Below are 22,503 nucleotides of genomic sequence, written 5' to 3' on the forward strand. Positions count from 1 at the left end.
AGGGGAGAAATCTAATGAAACGTATACAATCTATTCGAATGGTCTGTTGTTTGATTTTGGTGATATTTAGTCTGCAATCTTTACTGCCTAGTATCATGACAGCTGAGGCGTTTTCTTCTTCTGAGAAAAAGGAGACTTTATGGAAACAAACAAAGCCGATGAACATAAAAAAAGCCCGAAAACTGATAGGAGAAACGGTAACGGTGAGCGGAATCGTAACAGCAGATCAATCCGCTATAGGGAATGGGAAACTATCAACATATATTCAAGACAAAACAGCTGGTCTCAATATTTATTCTGCGCAGCCTAAGAATTTTCCAGAACTGAAAGCAGGCATGAAGGTCACGGTGACTGGCAAGGTGACGACTTATAAAGGGCTCGTTGAAATTGTGCCAGATCAAGATCGTCTGAAGATAGAGGCTGTGAATCAGCCATTGCCTTCGCCAAAGAAAGTTTCCATTAAACAATTGGAATCGGATCAGGCAAGCAAATATGAAGGAAGATTAGTGAAGGTAAAAGGCTATGTAGAACAAGTGCCAGATCAGCCAGCTGGCGGTGGATACAATGTGGTTATCATCGATAAAAAATATCATAGCACAGTCCTTAGAGTCATGGTTGATACGGGTGCCATTGATCAAGTGAAGACCGGAAAATGGTATGAGTTTACTGGCGTTTTAAGCAGATATGATACGCTGCAAGTACTTCCAAGACACAAAACCGATGTCAAATTGCTGAAGCACCAGCCAAAGCCGCCAAAAATCAAAAAAGAATATGAGGCAACGGTAGATCGTGTTGTGGATGGAGATACCATTCATTTGAAGAAGCCTGTGCTCGGCACAACAAAGGTACGCTTCGTGAATATGGACACACCAGAAACCTACCACAAGCCAAAGAATGAATTAGATCAAAACCAGCTGCGCTTTGGACAAAAAGCGACGGATTATTTAAAAACACTTCTTTCAAGTGGTGATCGAGTCACATTAAAGATTGGCCCGGAAGCAAAGGATGGATATGGACGTCTTTTAGCTCAAGTCAAAACCAAAAAAGGGCTGAATACGAACCTAGAGCTTGTGAAAAAAGGATATGCCCCTACTTATTTCATCTGGCCTGTTGGAGATGAAAAAGAGTATCAGATGTTCCAACAAGCAGTGAAAGATGCCAAGGAAAAAGGGCTTGGTATTTGGAATGAAGAAGATCCTCTGCTAGAACAGCCGTTTGAATTTAGAGCACGCGAGCAGAAAAAAGGGCTCACACGTTATGTTGGTGATTCATCTGCAAAAACCTACGTATCACCTGACAGCTGGAATGAGATCGATGTAGATAAACGTGTCTTTTTTGCTTCTAAAGAAGAAGCAGAGCAGGCTGGATATCAGGCGTCAGCATCATCCAGTGAAGTCCCATTAACCATTTTAAGCATGAATGATCTGCATGGGAAAATTGATCAGCAATATGAGCTGGATGTAAAAGGTGATGGCAGGAAAGGAACATATGGACGGATGGATTTTGTGGCGGCTTATATAAAACAAAAGCAAGCTGCGCAAAAAAATACACTGACAGTTCATGCAGGAGATATGATAGGCGGAAGCTCGCCGGTTTCTTCTCTTTTACAAGATGAACCAACCGTTGAACTAATGGAGAACATCGGCTTTGATGTTGGGACAGTTGGCAACCATGAGTTTGATGAAGGTGTAGACGAACTATTACGAATCTTAAAAGGTGGAGATCACCCGAAAGGCACAAAAGGATACGATGGGCAGAACTTCCCGCTTGTTTGTGCAAACTGTGAATACAAGGATACTGGCAAACCACTTTTACCGGCCTATGAAATTATGGATGTCGAAGGAATTCCTGTGGCTTTTATCGGAGTTGTGACAACATCAGCGGCAGGTATGGTCATGCCAGAAGGAATTAAAGACATTCAATTTACTGATGAAGTCCAAGCTGTCAATGAAGCAGCGAAGGGTTTAAAGCAAAAAGGGATTAAAGCGATCGCAGTTCTGGCTCATATGACCGCCTCTCAAAATGGCGATACCATTACTGGAGAAAGCGCAAGGCTTGCCAAAGAAGGCGATGACGAAATTGATGTCATTTTCGCTGGCCATAATCACGAAGTGGTCAATGGAGAAGTGAATGGAAAATTAATTGTCCAAGCCTTTGAATACGGAAAGGCAATTGGAGAAGTCAATGTCACACTTGACAGGAAAACAAAAGATATTGTCAAAAAGAGTGCAAAGATCCAGTATGTAGACCAGGCTGGTATTGAAAAGGATCAGGAGGCAGCGGACATTTTAGCTCGTTACGGAAAAGAAGTGGAGCCGATTATTAGTGAGGTGGTTGGAGAAGCAGGGGTCAAGATGGAGGGCGGCTATTCAAATGATGGTGATACACCACTTGGCAATCTCATTGCGGATGGCATGAGATATTCAATGAAAAGTGACTTTGCCATGATGAATGGTGGCGGCATCAGACAAAATCTCGAAAAAGGACCCATTACTTGGGGAGACCTCTTTAATATTCAGCCATTTGGAAATGTGTTAGTGAAGCTGGACATTAAGGGGAAAGATTTAGTTGATATCATTGAAGCTCAAATATCTCCTCAATTTGGACCGGATTATAGCATTTCAGGCTTTTCTTATTCGTACAATCCGTTAACATATAAAGTAGTCGACTTAAAACTGCCTGATGGTTCTTCCGTTGATTTCGATAAAACGTATACACTCACAGTGAACAACTTCATGGCGACTGCCACTGGAAGTAAGTATGCACCGATTGGGCGGCTAGGGAAAAATCCGGAAACAGGCCCAGAAGATTTAGAAGCAACGGTCGCTTTTGTAAAGAGCTTCGAGGGAGCTTCTATTGTGTATCAAAAAGAGGGCCGAATTCAACAAGCGAAACAAGAAGAAAAGGCAGCAGCAAGCTAAAGAATCATCAGCAAAGACAAAGGAGTTAACGCATGAAAAAATGGCTTGCAGTGATTGTCATGTCAGTGGGGATTGTGGTGCTTGGCTGGGGAATCTGGCAAATGGCTTCTACTCACTTACAAACAGCACATTCTTTAGAGGAAGCAAAGAAGGTCGTAGAAACTGATCAAGGGATGACAAAGGAAAAATTTTCACCTGAAATGGGGAAAGCCTCTGGCATCCTGACCATTCCGAAATTAAAAGCCGATTTGCCGATTGTTGAAGGGACAGATGCGGACGACCTTGCCAAAGGCGTCGGTCATTATAAAGGCAGTTATTACCCTGATCAAAATGGACAAATCGTTTTGTCGGGACACAGGGATACGGTCTTCCGCCGGACTGGTGAACTGGATATTGGGGATCAGCTGAAAATCACTGTACCGTATGGCGAGTTTGTTTATGAAATTACGCATACGAAAATTGTGGATCAGCACGATACATCCATTATTACCTTACAAAATAAAAAGGAAGAGCTTGTGTTAACCACATGCTATCCATTTCATTTTGTCGGCAACGCACCAGAGCGGTACATTATTTATGCGAAAAGAGCATCTGTCTAACGTCAAAAGAGCCTGTATGATCAGGCTCTTTTTTCTACATATTGTCCATTAATTCAGCCATATCAGGTGGAAGCGGTGCTTCTATCGTCAGCTTTTCACCTGTGAATGGATGGTTCATGTCTACTTGTTTGGCATGAAGGGCGCATCTGTTTATCAGGTCACGCTTCCCGCCATATAATGTATCGCCAGCTAAAGGATGCCCGAGACTGCTAAGATGGACCCGAATTTGATGCGTTCTGCCTGTTTCTAATCGCAGCTTAACGGCCGTCATCTGTAAACGTTTATTGAGATGGAAGACCTCATAATGAGTCTTGGCGCTTTGACCAGTAGGAGAAACCCTCCTTCTGACGGCATGGTGTTTATCACGTCCAATGGCTGCTTGGATCGTTCCTTTCTTTTTCTTAAACAGTCCTTGTGCGATGGCAAGATACGTTCTGTTAATCGCTTTTTTTGAAAGCATTTGATCGAGTACAGCATGTGCCAACCTGTGTTTGGCAAAAATGACGGTGCCGCTTGTATCTTGATCAAGCCTATGTATATGTCTGACCCGCTTTTCTTCTCCATTTGCTTGAAAATGGAAAGCGACTAGGTTCGCCAGCGTACCTGTTTGTCCTTTTTCATTTGGATGCGTCGGCCTTCCAGCAGGCTTTTGGACAACTAATAAATGCTCGTCTTCAAAGAGTACCTCTAATTCACCATATTCTGGCGTCACATCACTTTCTTCCGTCTCAAATAAATCAATGAGAATCTGATCACCTGTACTCACTTTTGCAGCATGGTGGGCAGGTTTTTGATTGAGACGGACTTTTTGGTGCTCCATCCAAAAATGGATAATCGGTTTAGAGGCAGACACTTCGTCTTTTAAAAATTGACTTAAGGAAATGCCATTTTGCTGCTCACCTACTTTTAGGGAGAGCGTGTGTCCTTTTATGATCATGATATTCGTCCTCTCTTTGGGTATATATAGGAAACACTTACCTTAGCGAATGACTTTTTTTCTGTGCTATTCTGAATGGAGTAATAACGACAGAGAGGTAGATGCCACGTGAGATTAATGAAAGCTGCGACAGACCTTCAAGAGCAGGCAATTGAAGAAGTATCAAAGGAAATTGAAGATCTCTTATCCCATTCTGGCAATGGAGAAGCGCAGGAAAAACAACCCCCGCTTACATTCATTGATGGTGTGTATAACGGGACAATGGATGATGCTTTTCGTATCTTATCAGGTCTTCAGCTATTACATACCATTATTTTAAAGCCGAAGCGACATATCACAAAACGAGATCGTGAGTTATTTGAACTCAACCGTGAACAAGTTAATGCGTGCGGCTTTTCTTTCCCGTTTGATTTAGATGATTTTGCAGGCCGTCACCTTCAAAATGCGTAAAAGTTGGTGTGAACTTCCTTGTTAACTTACAAGGTCGTCGCACATACTATTTTTAAGGGAACGGAGAAACCTTCAAGATCTGTAATACCAATTCCGCTCTTTTTCAACAATGTCTATTCTCCACGAATCGGAGCGCTTGGATCTCTTGCAGAAAGAATCGAACATGACAGGAGCCTGACAAAACGATGCAGGCTCCTTTTATACATAATCATTTTAGCAGACATTCATCTTTGAAAGTCAATTTTATTCACGATATGATAGCAGTATGGAAGATATTTCAGACTTTCGGAAAAAAGGAGTGGCCTCTTTGGTAAAGGCGATTATATTTGATTTTGATGGATTAATTTTAGATACAGAAACACATGAATATGAGGTTCTGCAGGAAATGTTTGCGGAGCATGAATCGGAGCTGCCTCTGTCTGTATGGGGAAATGTGATTGGAACGCAGGCAGGTTTTAAGCCTTTTGAATATTTGGAAGAGCAGTTAGGAAAGACATTAGATCATGAGGCACTCACAGAAGACCGGCGTTCACGTTTTCAAAAGAGAATGAAGGACGAAGCAGCAAGACCTGGTGTAGAAGCTTATTTAGAAGCGGCAAAGGAGCTTGGAATTAAGATTGGACTTGCTTCCAGCTCAGATTATAAATGGGTGTCTGATCACCTGAAACAAATTGGACTTTTCGATTACTTTGAATGTATCCGCACGTCAGACGATGTGGAAGAAGTGAAACCTCACCCAGAACTTTATTTGCAAACCGCACAATGCTTAGGCGTTGAGCCAAAAGATTGCGTGGCATTTGAGGACTCTGTGAATGGGTCAATCGCTGCCAAACGAGCGGGCATGAAATGTGTCATCGTGCCAAATAAAGTGACGAGCACACTGCAGTTTGAAGAATATGATGTTAGATTAGAATCCATGGCTGAAATCGAATTGCTCCAGCTATTCCATCAGCTTGAAAAAGAGGATCAGTAAGGGGGCAATACATCATGGCAGAAAAACTAGATTTAACGCGATTTGAAAAAAGAATGGTGATTCGAAATATTAGAGAAGAAGATATCGACCGAATCATTGCATTGCAAGAGGTATGCTTTCCAGGCATGGACCCTTGGAAAAAAGAGCACCTTGAAAGCCACCTTGAACATTTCCCAGAAGGCCAGTTCTGTGCGGAATTCGAGGGGGAAATCATTGGCTCATGTTCAAGTTTATTAATTAACTTTGATGAATACGATGATCGTCACACATGGCAGGACATCACAGATGATGGATATATCACAAACCATAATCCAGATGGGATGAATATGTACGGAATTGAAGTAATGGTCAGTCCTGAGTACCGCCGGATGAAAATCGGTCATCGTTTATACGAAGCAAGAAAAGATTTAGCGAGAAGATTAAATTTAAAAAGCATCATCATTGGCGGACGTATCCCGAATTATCATAAATATCAAGAAGAAATGACGCCTCGCCAATATGTAGAGCAAGTCATGCTGCACCAAATTTATGATCCTGTGCTATCTTTTCAGCTGTTAAATGAATTTAGCCTGATGCGTATCAATCCGAATTACTTGCCGGATGATAAAGCTTCCAGTACGTACGCAACGCTAATGGAATGGAACAATGTCGATTATCGTCCGCAATCGAAAAGATATTATAAATCGGCGTTCCCAGTACGAATTTGTGTCATTCAATATGCAATGAAGCAAATTCATTCCTTTGAGGAATTTATGAATCAAGTGGAGTATTACGTGGATGTGGCATCAGATGCGTCAGCTGACTTTGCCGTTTTCCCGGAAATCTTTACAACGCAGCTTATGTCATATTTAGAAGAGAGATCACCAAGTCTAGCAGTGCAGCGGATCACAGAATATACCGAGGACTACATCAATTTGTTTACAGATCTCTCGGTCAAGTACAACATTAATATCATCGGTGGTTCTCATTTCGTTGAAGAGGAAGGGAAAATCTATAATATCGCCTATTTATTTAGACGTGATGGAACAATTGAAAAGCAATATAAGTTGCATATCACGCCGAATGAAAGAAAATGGTGGGGGATTTCAGCTGGTGACCAAGTACGGGTATTTGATACGGACTGCGGGAAAATTGCGATCCAAATTTGCTACGATATTGAATTCCCTGAGCTTGCTCGAATTGCAGCTGACAAAGGAGCGAAAATTATTTTCACTCCATTCTGTACAGAAGACCGTCAAGGCTATTTACGAGTACGTTACTGTGCGCAGGCGAGAGCGGTTGAAAATCAGATATATACGGTCATTTCTGGAACGGTCGGAAACCTTCCGCAAACAGAAAACATGGATGTCCAATATGCACAATCAGCAATCTTTGCACCATCTGATTTTGAATTCGCAAGAGATGGCATTGTAGGGGAATGCAACCCGAATATTGAAATGGTGGTTGTCGGTGATGTCGACTTAGAAATATTAAGAAGACAGCGTCAAGATGGGACGGTTCGTCAGCTGAAAGACCGAAGAAGAGACGTGTACCATATTGAATATAAGAAATAAACAAAACAAGCGCCCCGCAATTATGCGAGGCGTTTTTCTTTATGTTTACATTTTCTTTAATGCGAGTGTAGCAAAGTGGGCAATGCTTTTGGCAGCTAAAAATGGAACGTCTGATTTGACAAGAGATTGATAAATCGTTTTTTCTACTTGTTTCCATGTAAGAGCAGGCTCTTCTAAAAGATTTTTTAAATCAGGTCCTACATGCTGGTTGAAAAACTGTTCAAATTGTTCACGTTTTTCTTGTCCGGCAATCACTTCTAACTTTTGTAGCCACTTTTCTTGTTTTTGGAAAGATTGTTCGATGTTTTGTTTAATGGTGTCTGTTGTTGAAGGAAGCTGAAAATCACTTTCTGCTGTCACCTGCTTCGTTTGAATAGATGCAGCATCAGCTGTTTGTGTAATAGGTGAAGCGAATAAAAGGACAGAGGTGGAGAGCATCAAAGATTTTGCGATTGTTTTCATTAAGAAAACCTCCTAGTTCATTTAGTATTGTGCATGAGATTTATTATACATTTTTGTTAAAATAAGGTAATGGGGCTTACCGCTTATTTTTTCATGCGACAAAGGGATGCCAAATGAAAAGACGAATATACTGAATGGAAATGATGTTTTACAAAGGGAGAGGGATATGGGGCGACAATCTAAACATCTGTATATCAATTTGCCGGTTAAGCATGTAAATGAGTCAAAGGATTTCTTTGAACAGCTAGGTTTTGACTTTCAACAAGAACTGACGAATGAACATGCTGCTTGTTTTGTGATGAATGAGACGATCACAGTCATGCTGTTATCACTTAAGCATTTCCAATCCATTTCAGAGAAGGAATTGGTAGATGCCAGAAATGGGGCAGAGGTCATTATTTCTTTACAGGTCGAGACGAGGGAAGAGGTTGATGAGCTTGTAGAGCGTGCGATCGCAGCTGGTGGTTCACCGTTTAAGGAAAAACAAGACCATGATTTCATGTATGGCTGGAGCTTTCAGGATCGTGATGGTCATTTATGGGAAGTGTTTTATATGGATGAGGAGAGAAGCGACCTTTCATAAGGGTGCTTCTTTTTTATTGATGATCAGTGGTATGATAAGAGGGTAAAAAATAAGGAATTCATCTAGAGAAAAGTAGGTGCTGCATGGAGTTTTTACTTGTCTTAATGCCAGTGTTCGGCATATTCCTTATAGGGTATATTGGGCAGAAGACAATTGGTTTTGATATACATACGCTCTCATCAATGTCTTTATATTTAATGTCACCATTTCTTGCGTTTGAAACCTTTTATCAAAATAAAGTATCGATGGACTATGTGTACTTATCTATATTTGTCGTAGGGCTTTGTCTTTCACTTGTTTTATGTGTCTTCATTTTATCTCGAATTTACGGGTATTCGAATGAAACGTATTGTGCCATGATTTTGTCATCAGCATTTATGAATAATGGAAATTACGGCACGCCTGTTGTCCTTCTTGTTTTTGGAGCAGCTGGTTTAGATATTGCGATTGTGCTAATGGTCCTTCAGCAGCTCGTCATGAGTACGATCGGCATGTATTATGCAGCAAAAGGTGGAGAGGACGCGGGAGACTTGAAGGTCGTCCTAAAAAAAGTGCTGCGTATGCCGGTTGCTTACGGGGCTCTTCTTGGTCTATTATTTCAGCTCATTGACCTTTCATTACCTAAAGAGCTTATGACAGGTGTTCAGCTGGTCGGGGATGCAGCGATACCAACGATTATGCTGATTTTAGGTATGCAGCTCGCAGTGATTTCTTTTAAACAAGTGGATTATCGCAATATTTCCTATGCGGTGCTGCTGAAGCTCTTTATCTCACCTCTCATCGCCTTTGGTTTTACACTTATTTTACCTGTTGATGATTTGGTGAAACAAATTATGATTTTAGTTGCAGCGATGCCGACAGCGGCGAATACAACGTTGATGGCTGTGCAATTTCGAACGAAGCCTGAGTTTGTCTCAAGCACGACGTTTCTCAGTACGATTTTAAGTATTGTGACTTTACCTGTTTTATTATGGATTTTATCCATGCACCCTCTGGGATAGGGGACGGCAAACAAAGGGGGACTTATGAATGAATGTAGATGTTCATTTTCAAGTAAGTGATGTGTTAAAAACGAAGCATTTTACGCATGCGAAAGTGTTAGCTGGGGAAAAGGGATTGTTTCGGCAGGTAAAATGGGTACATGTACTTGAAGTGCCTGCTGTAGAGGATTTGTTAAACGGAGGCGAGCTGATCTTAACGACGGCCGCAGGCTTCCATGATCAATTGGAAGTCTTTCAGGCGTTTTTAAGGCAGTTGATTGACTCAGGTGCGGCTGGACTATGTATTGAATTTGTACCGCTCCGGTTTGATGTACCGGAAGAACTGATTATTTATGCAGAAGAACGTGATTTTCCGCTTATTCTGTTTACAAAAGAAGTGAAGTTCGTCAATATTACACAGCATCTCCATACGATGATGATTGAGCGTCAGTATCAGATGATGGCGGATTTAGAAACACTGTCGTCCAAGTTGAATGAGCTTTTATTGACTCCTCATCCGCAGATGGATATTTTGGATCAAGTGTATCAGCACGTGAGAGGGATTCTTTTGTTGATCCCTGTTCAAGGTGAACCGATTATTTTATGTGATTCATCCAAACAAACAGAAGAGCTTGTGATGAATTATTTGCAATATGCTTCATTACCAAAAGGATATAAAGTGACGCAAAAACAAGTCCTTGCACTCAAACAAACCTTTGCAGACCTCGTCCTCATTCATCAATCGAACACGCTCTCGGAATTTGAACTGCTTGTGATGGATAAAGGAGCGAATGCCCTTGCCCAGCAAACTTTAAGAGAGCTGTATACAGAAGAGCTGAAGAAGACAAAAGAGAATGAATGGCTGCAAAAATGGTTTCATGAAGAGCATACAGAAAGAGAAATCATAGAACACCTTGAGGAAACAGAAGGACTGAAAAAACCGACCGGCTGTGTGGTGATGCTCTTTCAAAAAAACCACCAAATAGAAGAAATCGCAGGGAATCTTTATTTTCTTGTCTCTTGCCGTTCTATTTTTCAGCGTGCTGGTTTCTATTTGATTGTGTACGAGCATCAAGGACAAACCTTATTTATTTTATTGAATACAAGAAAAGTTGAGGACTGGAAAGAGCGCGCAGAAAAAGCGGCAAACGACATCACGCAATTATATGACCGTGAGAAGCCCGGCGAGGCAGTCATCAATTATGGAATCGGTTCATATTGTGAGCAATTTCAGTACATGAGAAAAAGTTTTCAAGCAGCGAAAGAAGTGCTGCATTTAAAGAAAGTGATGCCGCAACGGATAAAAAGCCCATTTTATCAAGATTTACATATGCTTCGGTTGATGCCTGTCATGAAAGAAAGCGGGTTATTAGAATGCATGGTGAAAGAGTATTTAGAGCCGGTGATTTTATATGATAAACAAAATAGCGGCAGGCTCTATCAGACGCTGAATATCTTTTTACAGACAAACGGTTCTAAAAAAGAAACCGCAAGCCAGCTCTATATTGTGAGGCAGACGCTTTATCACAGATTGGATAAGCTTCATGCTTTACTTGGTGAGGATATGATGCAAGCGCCAAAACGTCAAGCGCTTGAATTTGCGATCCTTGCTTATGAATTTTTACAGGGGAATCGCCATTAACGGTATATGTTAGATTTGCCAAGGGATCAAGTAGAGTGTCTCATGGTTCTTTTCAATCAGTTGACGATCTGTCTAATGTAATGTGTCTGGCCCCTTTTTTATAATGAGAGTAACGACACGGGCGGTCTTGTTTCAGTTTCATATGCCTCACTTTTATCCATATAATGAATGGAGAGGTCATATGCAGGACCGGTTTAAGTTTCTTTTATGATGAAAACGGATACATGGGGGCGTGGGAAGATGAAAACACATAACGCACAAGATCTTCAGGCGAAAGATGATCAGTTCATTTGGCATCATATGAAAGGGACAAACAAAGAAAATGAAAGTATGGTGATTCATGAGGCAGAAGGCGCATGGGTGACAGATATTCATGGAAATCGCTATTTAGACGGGATGTCAGGACTATGGTGTGTAAATGCCGGATATGGACGTAAAGAGCTTGCAGAAGCGGCGTATAAGCAATTAAATACGATGCCTTACTACCCACTGACACAAAGCCATGTGCCAGCGATTCAGCTGGCTGAGAAGCTCAATGAATGGCTAGACGGGGACTATGTGATCTTCTTTTCTAACAGTGGTTCTGAAGCGAATGAAGCGGCATTTAAGATTGCCAAACAATATCATGCGCAAAAGGGAGAGAGTACACGCACAAAATTTATTTCCCGATACCGATCGTATCATGGCAACACAGCAGCAGCTCTAGCCGCAACGGGTCAAGCGCAGCGTAAGTACAAATATGAACCGTTAGGGCAGGGATTTATCCATGTCGCACCGCCTGATATGTATCGTCATCCTGAGGATCAAGAGAATCTGGCGAGTGCTGCGGCAATAGATCAGGCCATGACGTGGGAACTAAGTGAGACGATAGCTGGGGTCATTATGGAGCCGATCATTACGGGCGGAGGTATCCTAATGCCGCCAAAAGGGTATTTGAAGAAGGTCAAAGATATCTGTGAAGCCCATGGAGCGCTTCTCATTGTAGATGAAGTCATCTGCGGATTTGGCCGGACAGGAAAGCGGTTTGGATTTATGCATGAGGAAGTGAAGCCAGATATCATCACCATGGCAAAAGGGATCACAAGTGGATATTTACCGCTATCTGCAACGTGCGTGAAACGAGACATTTATGAAGCGTATGCAGGAGAAGATACGTATGACAGGCTACGGCATGTGAATACATTTGGCGGTCACCCTGCTTCCTGTGCGGTGGCACTTGCTAACCTAGAGATCATGGAAAACGAGCAATTAGTGGAGCGGTCAGGCACGCTTGGCCAAGACATGCTCGAACGTTTGCAAGAGTTAAAAGAGCATCCATTTGTCGGTGATGTGAGAGGAAAAGGCCTGCTGTTTGGGATTGAGCTTGTGCAGGATCAGGCGTCAAAAAAGCCAGCTGATCCAAGTGTAGTCGGTCAATTGATTGCAGAATGTAAAAAACGAGGATTGATCATCGGGAAAAATGGCGATACAGTGGCTGGCTATAATAACGTGGCACAGCTCGCACCACCGCTAAATATCACTGATGAAGACGCCTCATTCATTATTCATACTTTAAAAGAAAGCATGGCGCAATTATAGCAGAGAGGTTTCTCTGCTTTTTTCTATGTCCAGAAAGGATCAGGTCTGAATCGATCTGCTAGGCTGAATGGTCAATGGGTACACTAGGTGTATTGAAAAAAACATGCGATTCTATTACTGTAAGGAGAAGATAGAACCAATACACACACGAGAAGGAGACGGCATATGAGTTTTCATGATCAACCCATTCTACCTGCTGTTCGCAATATGAAGCAATTTGAGGAATTTTTAAAAAGTCCATTTACATATGGGGTCTTACTAGATGTCCACTTAGGGCGGCTTAAGGGCATCATGAATGAGGCGAATGCGCATCATAAAAAAATGTTTGTCCATGTCGATCTCATTCACGGAATCAAACATGATGAGTACGGAACGGAATTTATTTGTCAGGAAATGAAACCAGCTGGCATTATTTCTACTAGGTCTTCTGTCATAGTAAAAGCCAAGCAGAAAAAGGTATATGCCATCCAGCGAATGTTTTTACTTGATACAAGTGCGATGGAAAAGAGCATGGAGTTTGTCGGGAAACATCGTCCAGATTTTATTGAAGTATTGCCGGGTGTCGTGCCAGATTTAATTACAGAAGTGCGCGAAAGAGCTGGAATACCAATATTTGCAGGAGGGTTTATCCGAACAAAAGAAGATGTAGAAAGGGCGCTTGCAGCAGGGGCGACAGCTGTCACCACATCGAATACAGAGCTTTGGAAAGCGTTCCAAAAGTGAAAAAGATAAAATGCGAAAATTGATTGACAACGTTTTCATCCTCTGTTACTATAGCACTAAGTTAATATCATGTGATGGAGAAACGGAGATCCACAACGACGCTTTACTAGGTGACAAATGACCCTGATGTAAAGTATGTTTGTTGTGGATCTTTTTTCTTTATCTTTTCTACACATTTATAGGGGATGGCAACTGAACCAGAGGAGGAATTTTTCATGACACCATTTTGGGGTGAAGTCGTTGGTACAATGCTTCTTATTATTTTCGGAGGCGGTGTGTGTGCGGCAGTCAGTTTAAAGAAATCGCTCGCTTATCAGTCCGGCTGGATTGTAATCGCTTTCGGATGGGGATTTGCAGTAGCGATTGCAGCTTATGCCACTGGAGGAATCAGCGGTGCACATTTAAACCCGGCGCTGACAATAGGTCTTGCATTAGAAGGAAGTTTTCCTTGGGCTGATGTTCCATTGTATATTGTCGGTCAAATGCTTGGCGCATTACTCGGAGCTATTATTGTCTTCTTACATTACTTACCACACTGGAAAGCGACAGACGATCCAGGTGCAAAACTAGGCGTATTCTCAACTGGTCCTGCGATTCCGCATACTTTTGCAAACGTGCTCAGTGAAGTCATTGGTACATTTGTATTGGTGGTAGGAATTTTAGCGATTGGTGCAAATAAATTTGCAGACGGAGTCAATCCGCTGATTGTTGGTTTCTTAATTGTCGCAATTGGTCTTTCATTAGGTGGTACAACTGGTTACGCAATTAACCCTGCACGTGATTTAGGTCCAAGAATCGCACATGCCATTCTGCCGATTCCAGGTAAAGGTCCATCAAATTGGAAATATGCTTGGGTTCCTGTTGTTGGTCCAATTTTGGGCGGTGCATTTGGCGGTGTTTTCTATAATGCAGCCTTTAAAGCGAACGTCACACCAGCCTTTTGGATTGTAAGCGTTATTTTAGTTGTGGTATTGTTAGGACTCTATGTTTCTACGAAAAACCAGACAAATGCTGTCAATGAAAGTATGTAAGGGGAGGAAAACATCATGGCAAAAGAAAAATATATTCTCGCATTAGATCAAGGGACAACAAGCTCAAGAGCGATCTTATTTGATCAAGAAGGTAAAATTGCCCATACAGCTCAGAAGGAATTCAATCAATATTTTCCGAACCCAGGCTGGGTAGAACACAATGCAAATGAAATTTGGAGCTCTGTTCTATCAGTTATTTCAACTGCTTTAATCGAATCAGGAATTGAAGCAGATCAAATCGCCGGTATCGGAATTACGAACCAGCGTGAGACAGCTGTTGTTTGGGATAAACATACAGGCGCACCTGTTTACAATGCAATTGTTTGGCAGTCACGACAAACATCTGGTATATGTGATGAGCTAAAAGCGCAAGGGCACGATGAAACGTTTAGAAATAAAACGGGTCTACTCATTGATGCTTATTTCTCAGGTACTAAAGTGAAATGGATTTTAGACAATGTCGAAGGTGCTCGTGAGAAAGCAGAAAATGGTGACTTACTGTTTGGCACAATCGATACATGGCTCATTTGGAAAATGACTGGCGGTCAATCACACGTGACAGATTATTCAAATGCATCAAGAACGTTAATGTTCAATATTTACGATCTGAAATGGGATGAAGAACTACTTGATATTTTAGGTGTTCCAGCTTCCATGCTGCCAGACGTCAAACCATCATCACACATTTATGGTGAAACAACAGACTATCACTTCTTCGGTAAAAATATTCCGATTGCAGGAGCGGCAGGAGATCAGCAGTCTGCGTTATTCGGTCAGGCTTGCTTTGAAGAAGGAATGGCGAAGAACACATATGGTACAGGATGTTTCATGTTGATGAATACAGGGGAAAAAGCAATTAAGTCGGATCATGGATTGTTAACGACGATTGCATGGGGCATTGACGGCAAAGTTGAATATGCTTTAGAAGGAAGTATTTTCGTTGCTGGCTCAGCGATCCAGTGGCTGCGTGATGGACTTAGAATGTTTAAAGACTCAAAAGACAGTGAAGCTTATGCTGAGCGCGTTGAGTCAACAGACGGCGTATATGTCGTACCAGCATTTGTTGGTTTAGGCACACCATATTGGGATAGTGATGTCCGAGGCGCTGTATTCGGTTTAACACGCGGTACTTCTAAAGAGCACTTTGTTCGTGCAACGTTAGAATCACTTGCTTATCAAACGAAAGATGTTTTAGATGCGATGGAAAAAGATTCAAACATCTCACTTAAAACATTACGTGTCGATGGCGGGGCTGTAAAGAATGATTTCTTAATGGGCTTCCAAAGTGATTTGCTCGATGTACCAGTAGAACGTCCAGAAATTAATGAAACGACGGCACTCGGTGCGGCCTATCTTGCGGGAATAGCAGTTGGCTTCTGGAACGACCGTTCAGACATTGCAAAACAATGGAACCTTGACAAGCGCTTTGAACCTAAAATGGAAGAAGACAGCCGTGACTCGTTATACAGCGGGTGGAAAAAGGCTGTAAAAGCAGCTCAAGCTTTCAAATAAACAAAAAGTATGGTATACTTCAAGTAAGTTAATAGAACGGTTGGAGAACTGGAGAGACCGCAAGCACCGAAGTGTAGAAATACGCTTTGGGTGTTTGCGGTCTCTTTTTCTTTACCGTACAACATGGGAGGAACAAGAGATGACTTTTTCTAGCTTAGAAAGAGAACAAATGCTTCAGGACATGACAAAAAAACCATATGATGTGTTTATCATTGGTGGGGGTATTACTGGCGCTGGTACAGCACTTGATGCGGCTTCACGCGGAATGCGTGTCGGTCTTGCGGAAATGCAGGATTTCGCAGCAGGTACGTCTAGCCGCTCAACGAAACTTGTACACGGCGGACTTCGTTATTTAAAACAATTTGAAGTGAAAATGGTCGCAGAGGTCGGTAAAGAGCGTGCCATCGTATACGAAAATGGTCCTCATGTGACAACGCCAGAATGGATGCTTCTTCCGATGCATAAAGGCGGGACATTCGGTAAGTTTTCAACTTCAATCGGACTTAGAGTATATGACTTTTTAGCTGGCGTTAAGCATAGTGAACGCAGAAGTATGCTAAGTGCAAAAGAGACACTTGCAAAAGAACCACTTGTGAAAAAGGATGGCTTAAAAGGTGGGGGCTACTATGTTGAATACCGTACAGATGATGCACGCCTGACAATTGAAGTCATGAAAGAGGCTGTGAAATTCGGGGCAGAAGCGGTCAACTATGCGAAAGTAAAAGAATTTATTTATGATAAAGGCAAAGTTGTCGGTGTTGTCATTGAAGATGTGATGACGCAAAAAACATACGACGTATATGCGAAGAAGATTGTCAATGCGACTGGTCCATGGGTCGATCAGCTAAGAGACAAGGACCACTCAAAAGAGGGGAAACATTTACAACATACAAAAGGAATTCACTTAGTATTTGACCAATCTGTTTTCCCATTAAAACAAGCAATCTACTTTGACACACCTGATAAACGGATGGTCTTTGCGATTCCAAGAGAAGGCAAAACGTACGTTGGTACAACAGATACAGTGTACAAAAAACAGCTGGAACATCCGCGTATGACAAAAGCAGATCGTGATTACGTGATCAAAGCCATTCAATATATGTTCCCAGATCTTAACATTACAGAGAAAGACGTTGAATCTAACTGGGCTGGTCTTCGTCCACTCATTCATGAAGAAGGCAAAGATCCTTCAGAAATTTCTCGTAAGGATGAGGTATGGACATCATCTTCAGGCTTAATCACGATTGCTGGCGGTAAATTAACAGGTTACCGTAAAATGGCTGAACACATTGTGAATCTTGTACGTGATGGACTTAAAGAGGAAACTGGAAAAGATTTTGGACCATGTAAAACGAAACATATGCCAATTTCAGGTGGGCATGTAGGCGGTTCGAAAAATATGGCATCCTTTGTTCAAGCGAAAACGGCAGAAGGAGCATCCGTTGGTTTGACAGAACCGATTGCACAAAAATTAGCTGAGAAATATGGCTCAAACGTCAGCAATGTCTTCAAGCGTGTAGAGCAGCTTCAAGGGGAAGCAGACAAACGAAACATTCCCGCATATGTGTTGGCTGAACTTGTCTATGCGATAGAAGAAGAATTGGCTGTAACACCTGTCGATTTCTTCTTGAGAAGAACAGGCAGCCTATTATTTAATATCAATTGGGCAAAAACGTATGCACAGCCTGTTGTTGACTATATGGCAGATCGTTTTGGCTGGGATGAAGTGACAAAACAGAAACATCAAACTGAATTAGACCGACTATTCCATGAAGCAGTCGTACCGCTTGATGCTGAATAAGTAAAAAGCCGATCGTGTATCGGCTTTTTTTATTTTGTTCATCGTTTTTTCATATGTTCATGATATAACATGACATGAAGGATAATTCCATATAAAATAACAGTAGATGTTATTTTATTGATGATAAGAGCTGGGAGGACGACCATGAGTTGGAATACGAATTATGAGCGTTGGATCAATGAGAAGCACCTGGATACTGAACTAAGGGAATGGCTGGAGGCACATCAAGATGATCATCAAGCGCTTGAAGACTGCTTCTACAAAAACCTTGAGTTTGGTACTGGAGGAATGCGCGGAGAAATTGGTGCTGGAACGAACCGAATGAATGTTTATACTGTTCGAAAAGCATCTGCTGGTCTTGCTGCGTATATTGCAGCACATGGAGAGGATGCAAAAAAAAGAGGCGTCGCCATTGCCTATGATTCACGCCATAAATCTCCTGAATTTGCGATGGAAGCGGCTAAAACACTTGCATCACATGGCATTCAAACATACGTATTTGACGAACTGCGTCCGACACCAGAACTCTCTTTTGCAGTTCGAGAACTGAATGCCTTTGCAGGGATTGTTGTGACAGCAAGTCACAATCCGCCAGAATATAATGGCTATAAAGTTTATGGAGAAGATGGAGGCCAAATGCCCCCATTTGAAGCAGATCAAGTCATTAAAGAAGTAGATGCCATCGAAAATGAATTAGCCATTTCAGTGGAATCAGAAGAAGTATTGAAGCAAAATGGTTTGATCCGCATGATTGGTGAAGAAATCGATCAAGCGTATATGGAAAAATTAAAAACCATTCGTGTGCACCCTGAGCTTGCAAAAGAAGTCGATGTCAAAGTGGTGTTTACCCCGCTTCATGGGACGGCGAATAAACCTGTCCGAAACGGACTTCAGGCCTTTGGTTATAAGCATGTGACGGTTGTACCTGAACAGGAAAAACCAGATCCGCAATTCTCGACGGTTACGTCTCCAAATCCAGAGGAGCATGCCGCTTTTGAATACGCCATCAAGCTTGGCGAAAAGCAAAATGCTGATATTTTGATTGCGACAGATCCAGATGCAGATCGATTAGGTATCGCTGTGAAAAATCATGATGGTGAATTTACCGTTTTGACCGGCAACCAAACAGGCGCCTTACTACTTCATTATTTATTATCTGAAAAACAAAAACTAGGTCAGCTGCCGCCTCGCCCCGTTGTGATGAAAACGATTGTGACAAGTGAGCTTGGGCGTGCTGTTGCCTCAGCATTTGGAGCTGACACGATTGATACGCTCACTGGCTTTAAATTTATCGGAGAAAAAATCAAGCAGTTTGAAGAAAGCGGAGAATACACGTTTCAATTCGGCTATGAAGAAAGCTACGGCTATTTGATCGGTGATTTTGCACGAGATAAAGATGCAGTTCAAGCTGCGTTATTAGCAGTTGAAGTCGCAGCCTTTTATAAAAAACAAGGGAAGTCATTATATGATGCGCTTGTTGATATTTTTAAGGAATTTGGATTTTACAGAGAAGGGTTAAAGTCATTAACCTTAAAGGGGAAAGTAGGAGCAGAGCAGATTTCTGCTATTCTTCATACCTTTAGATCAAACCCGCCAGCTTCTATCGCTGGTCAGCGCATTACGGTCATTGAGGATTATCAATCAAGTCAAAGGCACCTTGTGGCTGAAAAGAAAGAAGAAACGATTCATCTGCCGGCATCAAACGTCCTGAAATATTTCCTTGAAGATGGCTCATGGTTTTGTTTACGACCTTCTGGTACGGAGCCTAAAGTCAAATTTTATATTGCAGTCAAAGGCACATCGTTAACAGACAGCGAAGAAAAGCTGAAACACTTATCAGAAGAAGTCATGAAAGTCGTCTATGACATTGTGGAAGAAACAGCTAAATAAAATATCACAAAGCCATCATGTCATGCATGATGGCTTTTTCTCAGTCAAAAGGATGAGAAAAAATCATCCTTTTTGAGAAAGAGCCGTACAGATGCTCATGGTATAATCAACATATTGATAAGAGAGGCAGTAAAAGCCGGGGGTACACACGATGGGAGATTACCAAGAAAAAGTCAAAACATTAAAAACGTTAAAAGAAATTGCTGAAAAGCTAAATGAAGGGATGGAAATGAAGGAAACGCTTCATGAAGTGCTTCATATGCTTATGGAAGTGACAGGCTTTCAAACAGCATGGATTTATTTTATAGAAGAAGACGGATCGTATGAACTAATGGCAGAAGTATGCTTACCTGAAGCGCTGGCAAAGGATCGAAAGCAATTGATGTGTCAAAACGATTGCTATTGCATCAACCGCTACACGAAAGGCTCACTGCAATCAGCTACCAATATTATCAATTGTAAACGGATTGAAACGGCGATTGAGCAAAAGCTTGGAGATACAGAAGGAATTACCCATCATGCAACCGTTCCGCTCCAAGCATGTAAGCGTACGTTTGGCTTATTAAATGTGGCGGCAAAAGGGAAGGTCACATTTACACAGGATGAGCTGAATCTGCTTGAAAGTATTGCACTGCAAATTGGTACGGCTATTCAGCGCATGAAGCTTGTGCAAAATGAGCAGCAGCATGCACTTTTAGAAGAACGAAACCGGCTTGCGCAGGATTTACACGATTCTGTGAATCAAATGCTGTTTTCCGTGAGTTTGACTGCAAAGGCAGCGCGTCAAATGACAAGTGATCAAAAATTAGGTGAAATGATTGATTTTATTCAGCATTTATCACAAGATGCCCTCATTGAAATGCGATCACTCATCTGGCAGTTAAGACCAAAAGGGCTTGAAAAAGGATTTACAACAGCGATTGAAGAGTATGCACAGCTTTTAGGTCTAAATTGTTCATTGTCTTTATCAGGCTGTATGGAAATAGATCATTCAAAGCACGAAACCTTATTTCGCGTATGCCAAGAAGCTCTAAATAATTGCCAAAAGCATGCGGGCGTTGAGAAAGTAGAGGTCAAACTGGAGCAATCAGGAGATACGTTTGGTATGAAAATCATCGATCAGGGAAAGGGATTTCAGTATGATGAACAAATGAGTCTTCCTTCATTTGGGCTGAAAGGGATGGCTGACCGTATCCGAAGAGCAGGAGGTACATTTTGCATCAATTCTGAGCTAGGGAAGGGAACGACGATTGATGTGAAAGTACCATTTTCTCAAGAAAGGAAGGGATTGTCATGAGGGTAGTCATTGCAGATGATCATCACATTGTCCGAAAAGGACTGGTCTTTTTCTTGCAAACCCAGCCAGATGTGGACATCGTTGGTGAAGCATCCAATGGAGAAGAGGCACTACAGGTAGTGAGGCAGACAAAGCCTGACATTGTCTTGATGGATCTTTCTATGCCTGTAATGAATGGGATTGAGGCGACAAAGCAAATGATGCTGGATATGCCGGATGTCCGCATTGTCATTCTGACAAGCTATGCAGATAAGGACTATGTGATCCCTGCTATCCAAGCGGGAGCAAAGGCTTATCAGCTTAAAGATGTAGCACCTGAAAAGCTTCTCACGACAATGATTGAGGTGCAAAATGGTACGTATCAATTAGACGGTCATATTACGACGTTTCTCATCCAGCATCTAACTGAACCTAAAGAGCAGAAATGGGCATTGATGAACGAACTGACCAATAGAGAACGTGATGTCTTATTTGAAATCGCAAAAGGGAAAAGTAACAAAGAAATCGCCTCATCGCTTTTTATTTCTGAAAAGACTGTGAAAACTCACGTGTCTCATGTGTTATCAAAGTTAGAGCTGGCAGATCGAACTCAGGCCGCTCTCTATGCGGTAGATTATCAAAAAAATCAGCCGAAAGAGCTGTTGTAAACAGTCATGGTGGACATTTCAAAAGACTTCATGAGTATTTCTCATGAAGTCTTTTCTTCTTTATGAAAGGCGGTTAGTAAAAGGGTGAAAACAAAGAGCTAAAATAAAGTTCATTCTAGCCCTATGTCAACAATCTGAAAGAAAATCAACCTTTTCCTTTATGTGTACATTGGTTCAGCATATGCTTCAGCAACGGCAGCTTCTGAAGCATGGTCGATATACTGCAGGAGTCCATATAAACATTTTTCAACATCTGCATCGTTCCGGTTAAATTGATACGCATGTAAGAAATGCTCAATACGTTTCGAGAGCAAATCATCTTGCGTACGGACCATAAGAATAAGTAAATTATCCCATTGCGAGCGATGCGTATAATAAAGTGCTTTATCATAATCCGCCACATTCATTAAACCTTCTCCTTTCCCTTGAGAAGTCCTCATTAGTTTGCTCGGATCAGGTCGACTTTTTCAGGGGAAAAGTTGGTGTCTGCATAAACTGGGTACCGGGAATTATAGGCTGAATAAATGCTTGATGTATGAAAAAGAACCAACCAGCAAAACCTAAACAAAATAGATATGAAAGTGAGAATATTGATATCATGCACCCGAAATTATGGATGCTTTTTGCAGCAGGAATTGTTTTATTCGGCAGTCTCATGGTTCATCCATCTTCACAAGCAGCTGTGCAGCCAGCAGAGAATTGGGAAAGACTTGCGTATACTGCCTTGCAAGATGAATATGAAGGCGCCGCTTTAAACGATTATCATTACATTGGACGTACACAAGTGAATGAAGAACAAACAAAAGATGTGTTTCGTGTGACCGTGAAGGAAGGCTCCACACGATTTGCAGCACATGCAGAAATTTATTTTCATCCGGTGACGGGTCATTTGATTAGTATTAACGTATTTCGGCTATAAAAAAG

20 protein-coding genes are annotated in these 22,503 nt (G+C 41.8%); 17 read left to right on the forward strand and 3 right to left on the reverse strand.

All coding sequences use genetic code 11. From position 1 onward, the window contains the following. Positions 1-14: 14 nt before the first annotated feature. Together NSQ70_RS04690 and NSQ70_RS04695 are read left to right on the forward strand one after the other, a co-directional pair. Positions 15-2,921, forward strand: a complete 2,907-nt coding sequence (locus tag NSQ70_RS04690; RefSeq protein ID WP_256689130.1) for a 5'-nucleotidase C-terminal domain-containing protein — start codon at positions 15-17, stop codon at positions 2,919-2,921. 32 nt (positions 2,922-2,953) lie between these two features. Further along, complete coding sequence (locus NSQ70_RS04695; protein WP_217967402.1) at positions 2,954-3,520, forward strand: class D sortase; 567 nt, start codon at positions 2,954-2,956, stop codon at positions 3,518-3,520. A 34-nt stretch (positions 3,521-3,554) separates the two neighbouring features. On the opposite strand, the gene NSQ70_RS04700 is transcribed toward NSQ70_RS04695, so the two are convergent. Further along, entirely contained in the window at positions 3,555-4,457 is a 903-nt protein-coding gene (locus NSQ70_RS04700) for an RluA family pseudouridine synthase (RefSeq protein ID WP_025207003.1), read from the reverse strand. 108 nt (positions 4,458-4,565) lie between these two features. Here NSQ70_RS04700 and NSQ70_RS04705 point away from each other — a divergent pair, with 108 nt between their 5' ends. The 3 genes from NSQ70_RS04705 to NSQ70_RS04715 all read left to right on the forward strand — a co-directional run bounded on the left by NSQ70_RS04705 (position 4,566) and on the right by NSQ70_RS04715 (position 7,433). Beyond that, on the forward strand, positions 4,566-4,907 hold the full coding sequence (locus NSQ70_RS04705; RefSeq protein ID WP_342502488.1) for a DUF5365 family protein: 342 nt from the start codon (positions 4,566-4,568) through the stop codon (positions 4,905-4,907). A 307-nt stretch (positions 4,908-5,214) separates the two neighbouring features. Beyond that, on the forward strand, positions 5,215-5,880 hold the full coding sequence (locus NSQ70_RS04710) for an HAD family hydrolase (protein ID WP_024719948.1): 666 nt from the start codon (positions 5,215-5,217) through the stop codon (positions 5,878-5,880). A gap of 14 nt (positions 5,881-5,894) precedes the next feature. After that, a complete protein-coding gene (locus tag NSQ70_RS04715) occupies positions 5,895-7,433 on the forward strand; it encodes a bifunctional GNAT family N-acetyltransferase/carbon-nitrogen hydrolase family protein (RefSeq protein WP_007497061.1) in 1,539 nt (512 codons plus the stop codon). 45 nt (positions 7,434-7,478) lie between these two features. On the opposite strand, the gene NSQ70_RS04720 is transcribed toward NSQ70_RS04715, so the two are convergent. Beyond that, positions 7,479-7,895: a hypothetical protein gene (locus NSQ70_RS04720; RefSeq protein WP_024719949.1), complete on the reverse strand. Its 417-nt coding sequence runs from the start codon at positions 7,893-7,895 to the stop codon at positions 7,479-7,481. Between the two features lie 166 nt (positions 7,896-8,061). Between NSQ70_RS04720 and NSQ70_RS04725 the strand changes: the two genes are divergently transcribed. From NSQ70_RS04725 to NSQ70_RS04775, 11 genes are all read left to right on the forward strand, one after another. Continuing rightward, the gene (locus tag NSQ70_RS04725) at positions 8,062-8,478 is read left to right on the forward strand and encodes a VOC family protein (protein ID WP_039169250.1); all 417 of its coding nucleotides are present in this window, start codon (positions 8,062-8,064) and stop codon (positions 8,476-8,478) included. Positions 8,479-8,561: 83 nt separating this feature from the next. Next, entirely contained in the window at positions 8,562-9,479 is a 918-nt protein-coding gene (locus NSQ70_RS04730; protein ID WP_007497064.1) for an AEC family transporter, read from the forward strand. A 28-nt stretch (positions 9,480-9,507) separates the two neighbouring features. Then, the gene (locus NSQ70_RS04735) at positions 9,508-11,100 is read left to right on the forward strand and encodes a PucR family transcriptional regulator (protein ID WP_203144214.1); all 1,593 of its coding nucleotides are present in this window, start codon (positions 9,508-9,510) and stop codon (positions 11,098-11,100) included. A gap of 240 nt (positions 11,101-11,340) precedes the next feature. Further along, positions 11,341-12,678 (forward strand): aspartate aminotransferase family protein, encoded by a 1,338-nt coding sequence (locus NSQ70_RS04740; RefSeq protein WP_041507537.1) that lies wholly within the window; start codon positions 11,341-11,343, stop codon positions 12,676-12,678. A 165-nt stretch (positions 12,679-12,843) separates the two neighbouring features. Next, positions 12,844-13,401: a glycerol-3-phosphate responsive antiterminator gene (locus NSQ70_RS04745; protein WP_017360356.1), complete on the forward strand. Its 558-nt coding sequence runs from the start codon at positions 12,844-12,846 to the stop codon at positions 13,399-13,401. A 215-nt stretch (positions 13,402-13,616) separates the two neighbouring features. Next, positions 13,617-14,432, forward strand: coding sequence for an MIP/aquaporin family protein (locus NSQ70_RS04750; protein WP_274661014.1), 816 nt, complete (start codon positions 13,617-13,619; stop codon positions 14,430-14,432). Between the two features lie 15 nt (positions 14,433-14,447). Beyond that, positions 14,448-15,944, forward strand: coding sequence for a glycerol kinase GlpK (gene glpK, locus NSQ70_RS04755; RefSeq protein WP_007497075.1), 1,497 nt, complete (start codon positions 14,448-14,450; stop codon positions 15,942-15,944). Between the two features lie 139 nt (positions 15,945-16,083). Continuing rightward, entirely contained in the window at positions 16,084-17,745 is a 1,662-nt protein-coding gene (gene glpD / locus NSQ70_RS04760) for a glycerol-3-phosphate dehydrogenase (protein ID WP_342502489.1), read from the forward strand. Between the two features lie 144 nt (positions 17,746-17,889). After that, positions 17,890-19,635: a phospho-sugar mutase gene (locus NSQ70_RS04765; RefSeq protein WP_024719954.1), complete on the forward strand. Its 1,746-nt coding sequence runs from the start codon at positions 17,890-17,892 to the stop codon at positions 19,633-19,635. 151 nt (positions 19,636-19,786) lie between these two features. Continuing rightward, a complete protein-coding gene (locus NSQ70_RS04770) occupies positions 19,787-20,932 on the forward strand; it encodes a GAF domain-containing sensor histidine kinase (protein WP_024719955.1) in 1,146 nt (381 codons plus the stop codon). Further along, positions 20,929-21,579, forward strand: coding sequence for a response regulator transcription factor (locus NSQ70_RS04775; RefSeq protein WP_342502490.1), 651 nt, complete (start codon positions 20,929-20,931; stop codon positions 21,577-21,579). The genes NSQ70_RS04770 and NSQ70_RS04775 overlap by 4 nt, the downstream gene beginning before the upstream one ends. A gap of 158 nt (positions 21,580-21,737) precedes the next feature. Here the strand turns inward: NSQ70_RS04775 and NSQ70_RS04780 are convergent, their stop codons facing one another. Beyond that, complete coding sequence (locus NSQ70_RS04780; RefSeq protein ID WP_008349000.1) at positions 21,738-21,986, reverse strand: YhdB family protein; 249 nt, start codon at positions 21,984-21,986, stop codon at positions 21,738-21,740. 248 nt (positions 21,987-22,234) lie between these two features. On the opposite strand from NSQ70_RS04780, the gene NSQ70_RS04785 reads away from it, so the two are divergent. Next, positions 22,235-22,498 carry a YqzG/YhdC family protein gene (locus NSQ70_RS04785; RefSeq protein WP_235673318.1) on the forward strand — a complete coding sequence of 88 codons (264 nt, stop codon included), beginning with the start codon at positions 22,235-22,237 and terminating at the stop codon, positions 22,496-22,498. Positions 22,499-22,503: the final 5 nt, after the last annotated feature.

This window comes from Bacillus sp. FSL R5-0397 (assembly GCF_038593395.1).
Classification (GTDB): Bacteria; Bacillota; Bacilli; order Bacillales; family Bacillaceae; genus Bacillus; species Bacillus altitudinis.

What these genes read in the sequence shown, in the direction of transcription:
- NSQ70_RS04740 (WP_041507537.1), top strand. Translation starts at nt 11,341, where the DNA reads ATGAAAACACATAACGCACAAGATCTTCAGGCGAAAGATGATCAGTTC.
- NSQ70_RS04750 (WP_274661014.1), top strand. Translation starts at nt 13,617, where the DNA reads ATGACACCATTTTGGGGTGAAGTCGTTGGTACAATGCTTCTTATTATT.
- NSQ70_RS04785 (WP_235673318.1), top strand. Translation starts at nt 22,235, where the DNA reads ATGGTTCATCCATCTTCACAAGCAGCTGTGCAGCCAGCAGAGAATTGG.
- glpD (WP_342502489.1), top strand. Translation starts at nt 16,084, where the DNA reads ATGACTTTTTCTAGCTTAGAAAGAGAACAAATGCTTCAGGACATGACA.
- NSQ70_RS04715 (WP_007497061.1), top strand. Translation starts at nt 5,895, where the DNA reads ATGGCAGAAAAACTAGATTTAACGCGATTTGAAAAAAGAATGGTGATT.
- NSQ70_RS04690 (WP_256689130.1), top strand. Translation starts at nt 15, where the DNA reads ATGAAACGTATACAATCTATTCGAATGGTCTGTTGTTTGATTTTGGTG.
- NSQ70_RS04765 (WP_024719954.1), top strand. Translation starts at nt 17,890, where the DNA reads ATGAGTTGGAATACGAATTATGAGCGTTGGATCAATGAGAAGCACCTG.
- NSQ70_RS04700 (WP_025207003.1), bottom strand. Translation starts at nt 4,457, where the DNA reads ATGATCATAAAAGGACACACGCTCTCCCTAAAAGTAGGTGAGCAGCAA.
- NSQ70_RS04780 (WP_008349000.1), bottom strand. Translation starts at nt 21,986, where the DNA reads ATGAATGTGGCGGATTATGATAAAGCACTTTATTATACGCATCGCTCG.
- NSQ70_RS04770 (WP_024719955.1), top strand. Translation starts at nt 19,787, where the DNA reads ATGGGAGATTACCAAGAAAAAGTCAAAACATTAAAAACGTTAAAAGAA.
- NSQ70_RS04695 (WP_217967402.1), top strand. Translation starts at nt 2,954, where the DNA reads ATGAAAAAATGGCTTGCAGTGATTGTCATGTCAGTGGGGATTGTGGTG.
- NSQ70_RS04735 (WP_203144214.1), top strand. Translation starts at nt 9,508, where the DNA reads ATGAATGTAGATGTTCATTTTCAAGTAAGTGATGTGTTAAAAACGAAG.
- NSQ70_RS04720 (WP_024719949.1), bottom strand. Translation starts at nt 7,895, where the DNA reads ATGAAAACAATCGCAAAATCTTTGATGCTCTCCACCTCTGTCCTTTTA.
- NSQ70_RS04725 (WP_039169250.1), top strand. Translation starts at nt 8,062, where the DNA reads ATGGGGCGACAATCTAAACATCTGTATATCAATTTGCCGGTTAAGCAT.
- NSQ70_RS04775 (WP_342502490.1), top strand. Translation starts at nt 20,929, where the DNA reads ATGAGGGTAGTCATTGCAGATGATCATCACATTGTCCGAAAAGGACTG.
- NSQ70_RS04745 (WP_017360356.1), top strand. Translation starts at nt 12,844, where the DNA reads ATGAGTTTTCATGATCAACCCATTCTACCTGCTGTTCGCAATATGAAG.
- NSQ70_RS04730 (WP_007497064.1), top strand. Translation starts at nt 8,562, where the DNA reads ATGGAGTTTTTACTTGTCTTAATGCCAGTGTTCGGCATATTCCTTATA.
- glpK (WP_007497075.1), top strand. Translation starts at nt 14,448, where the DNA reads ATGGCAAAAGAAAAATATATTCTCGCATTAGATCAAGGGACAACAAGC.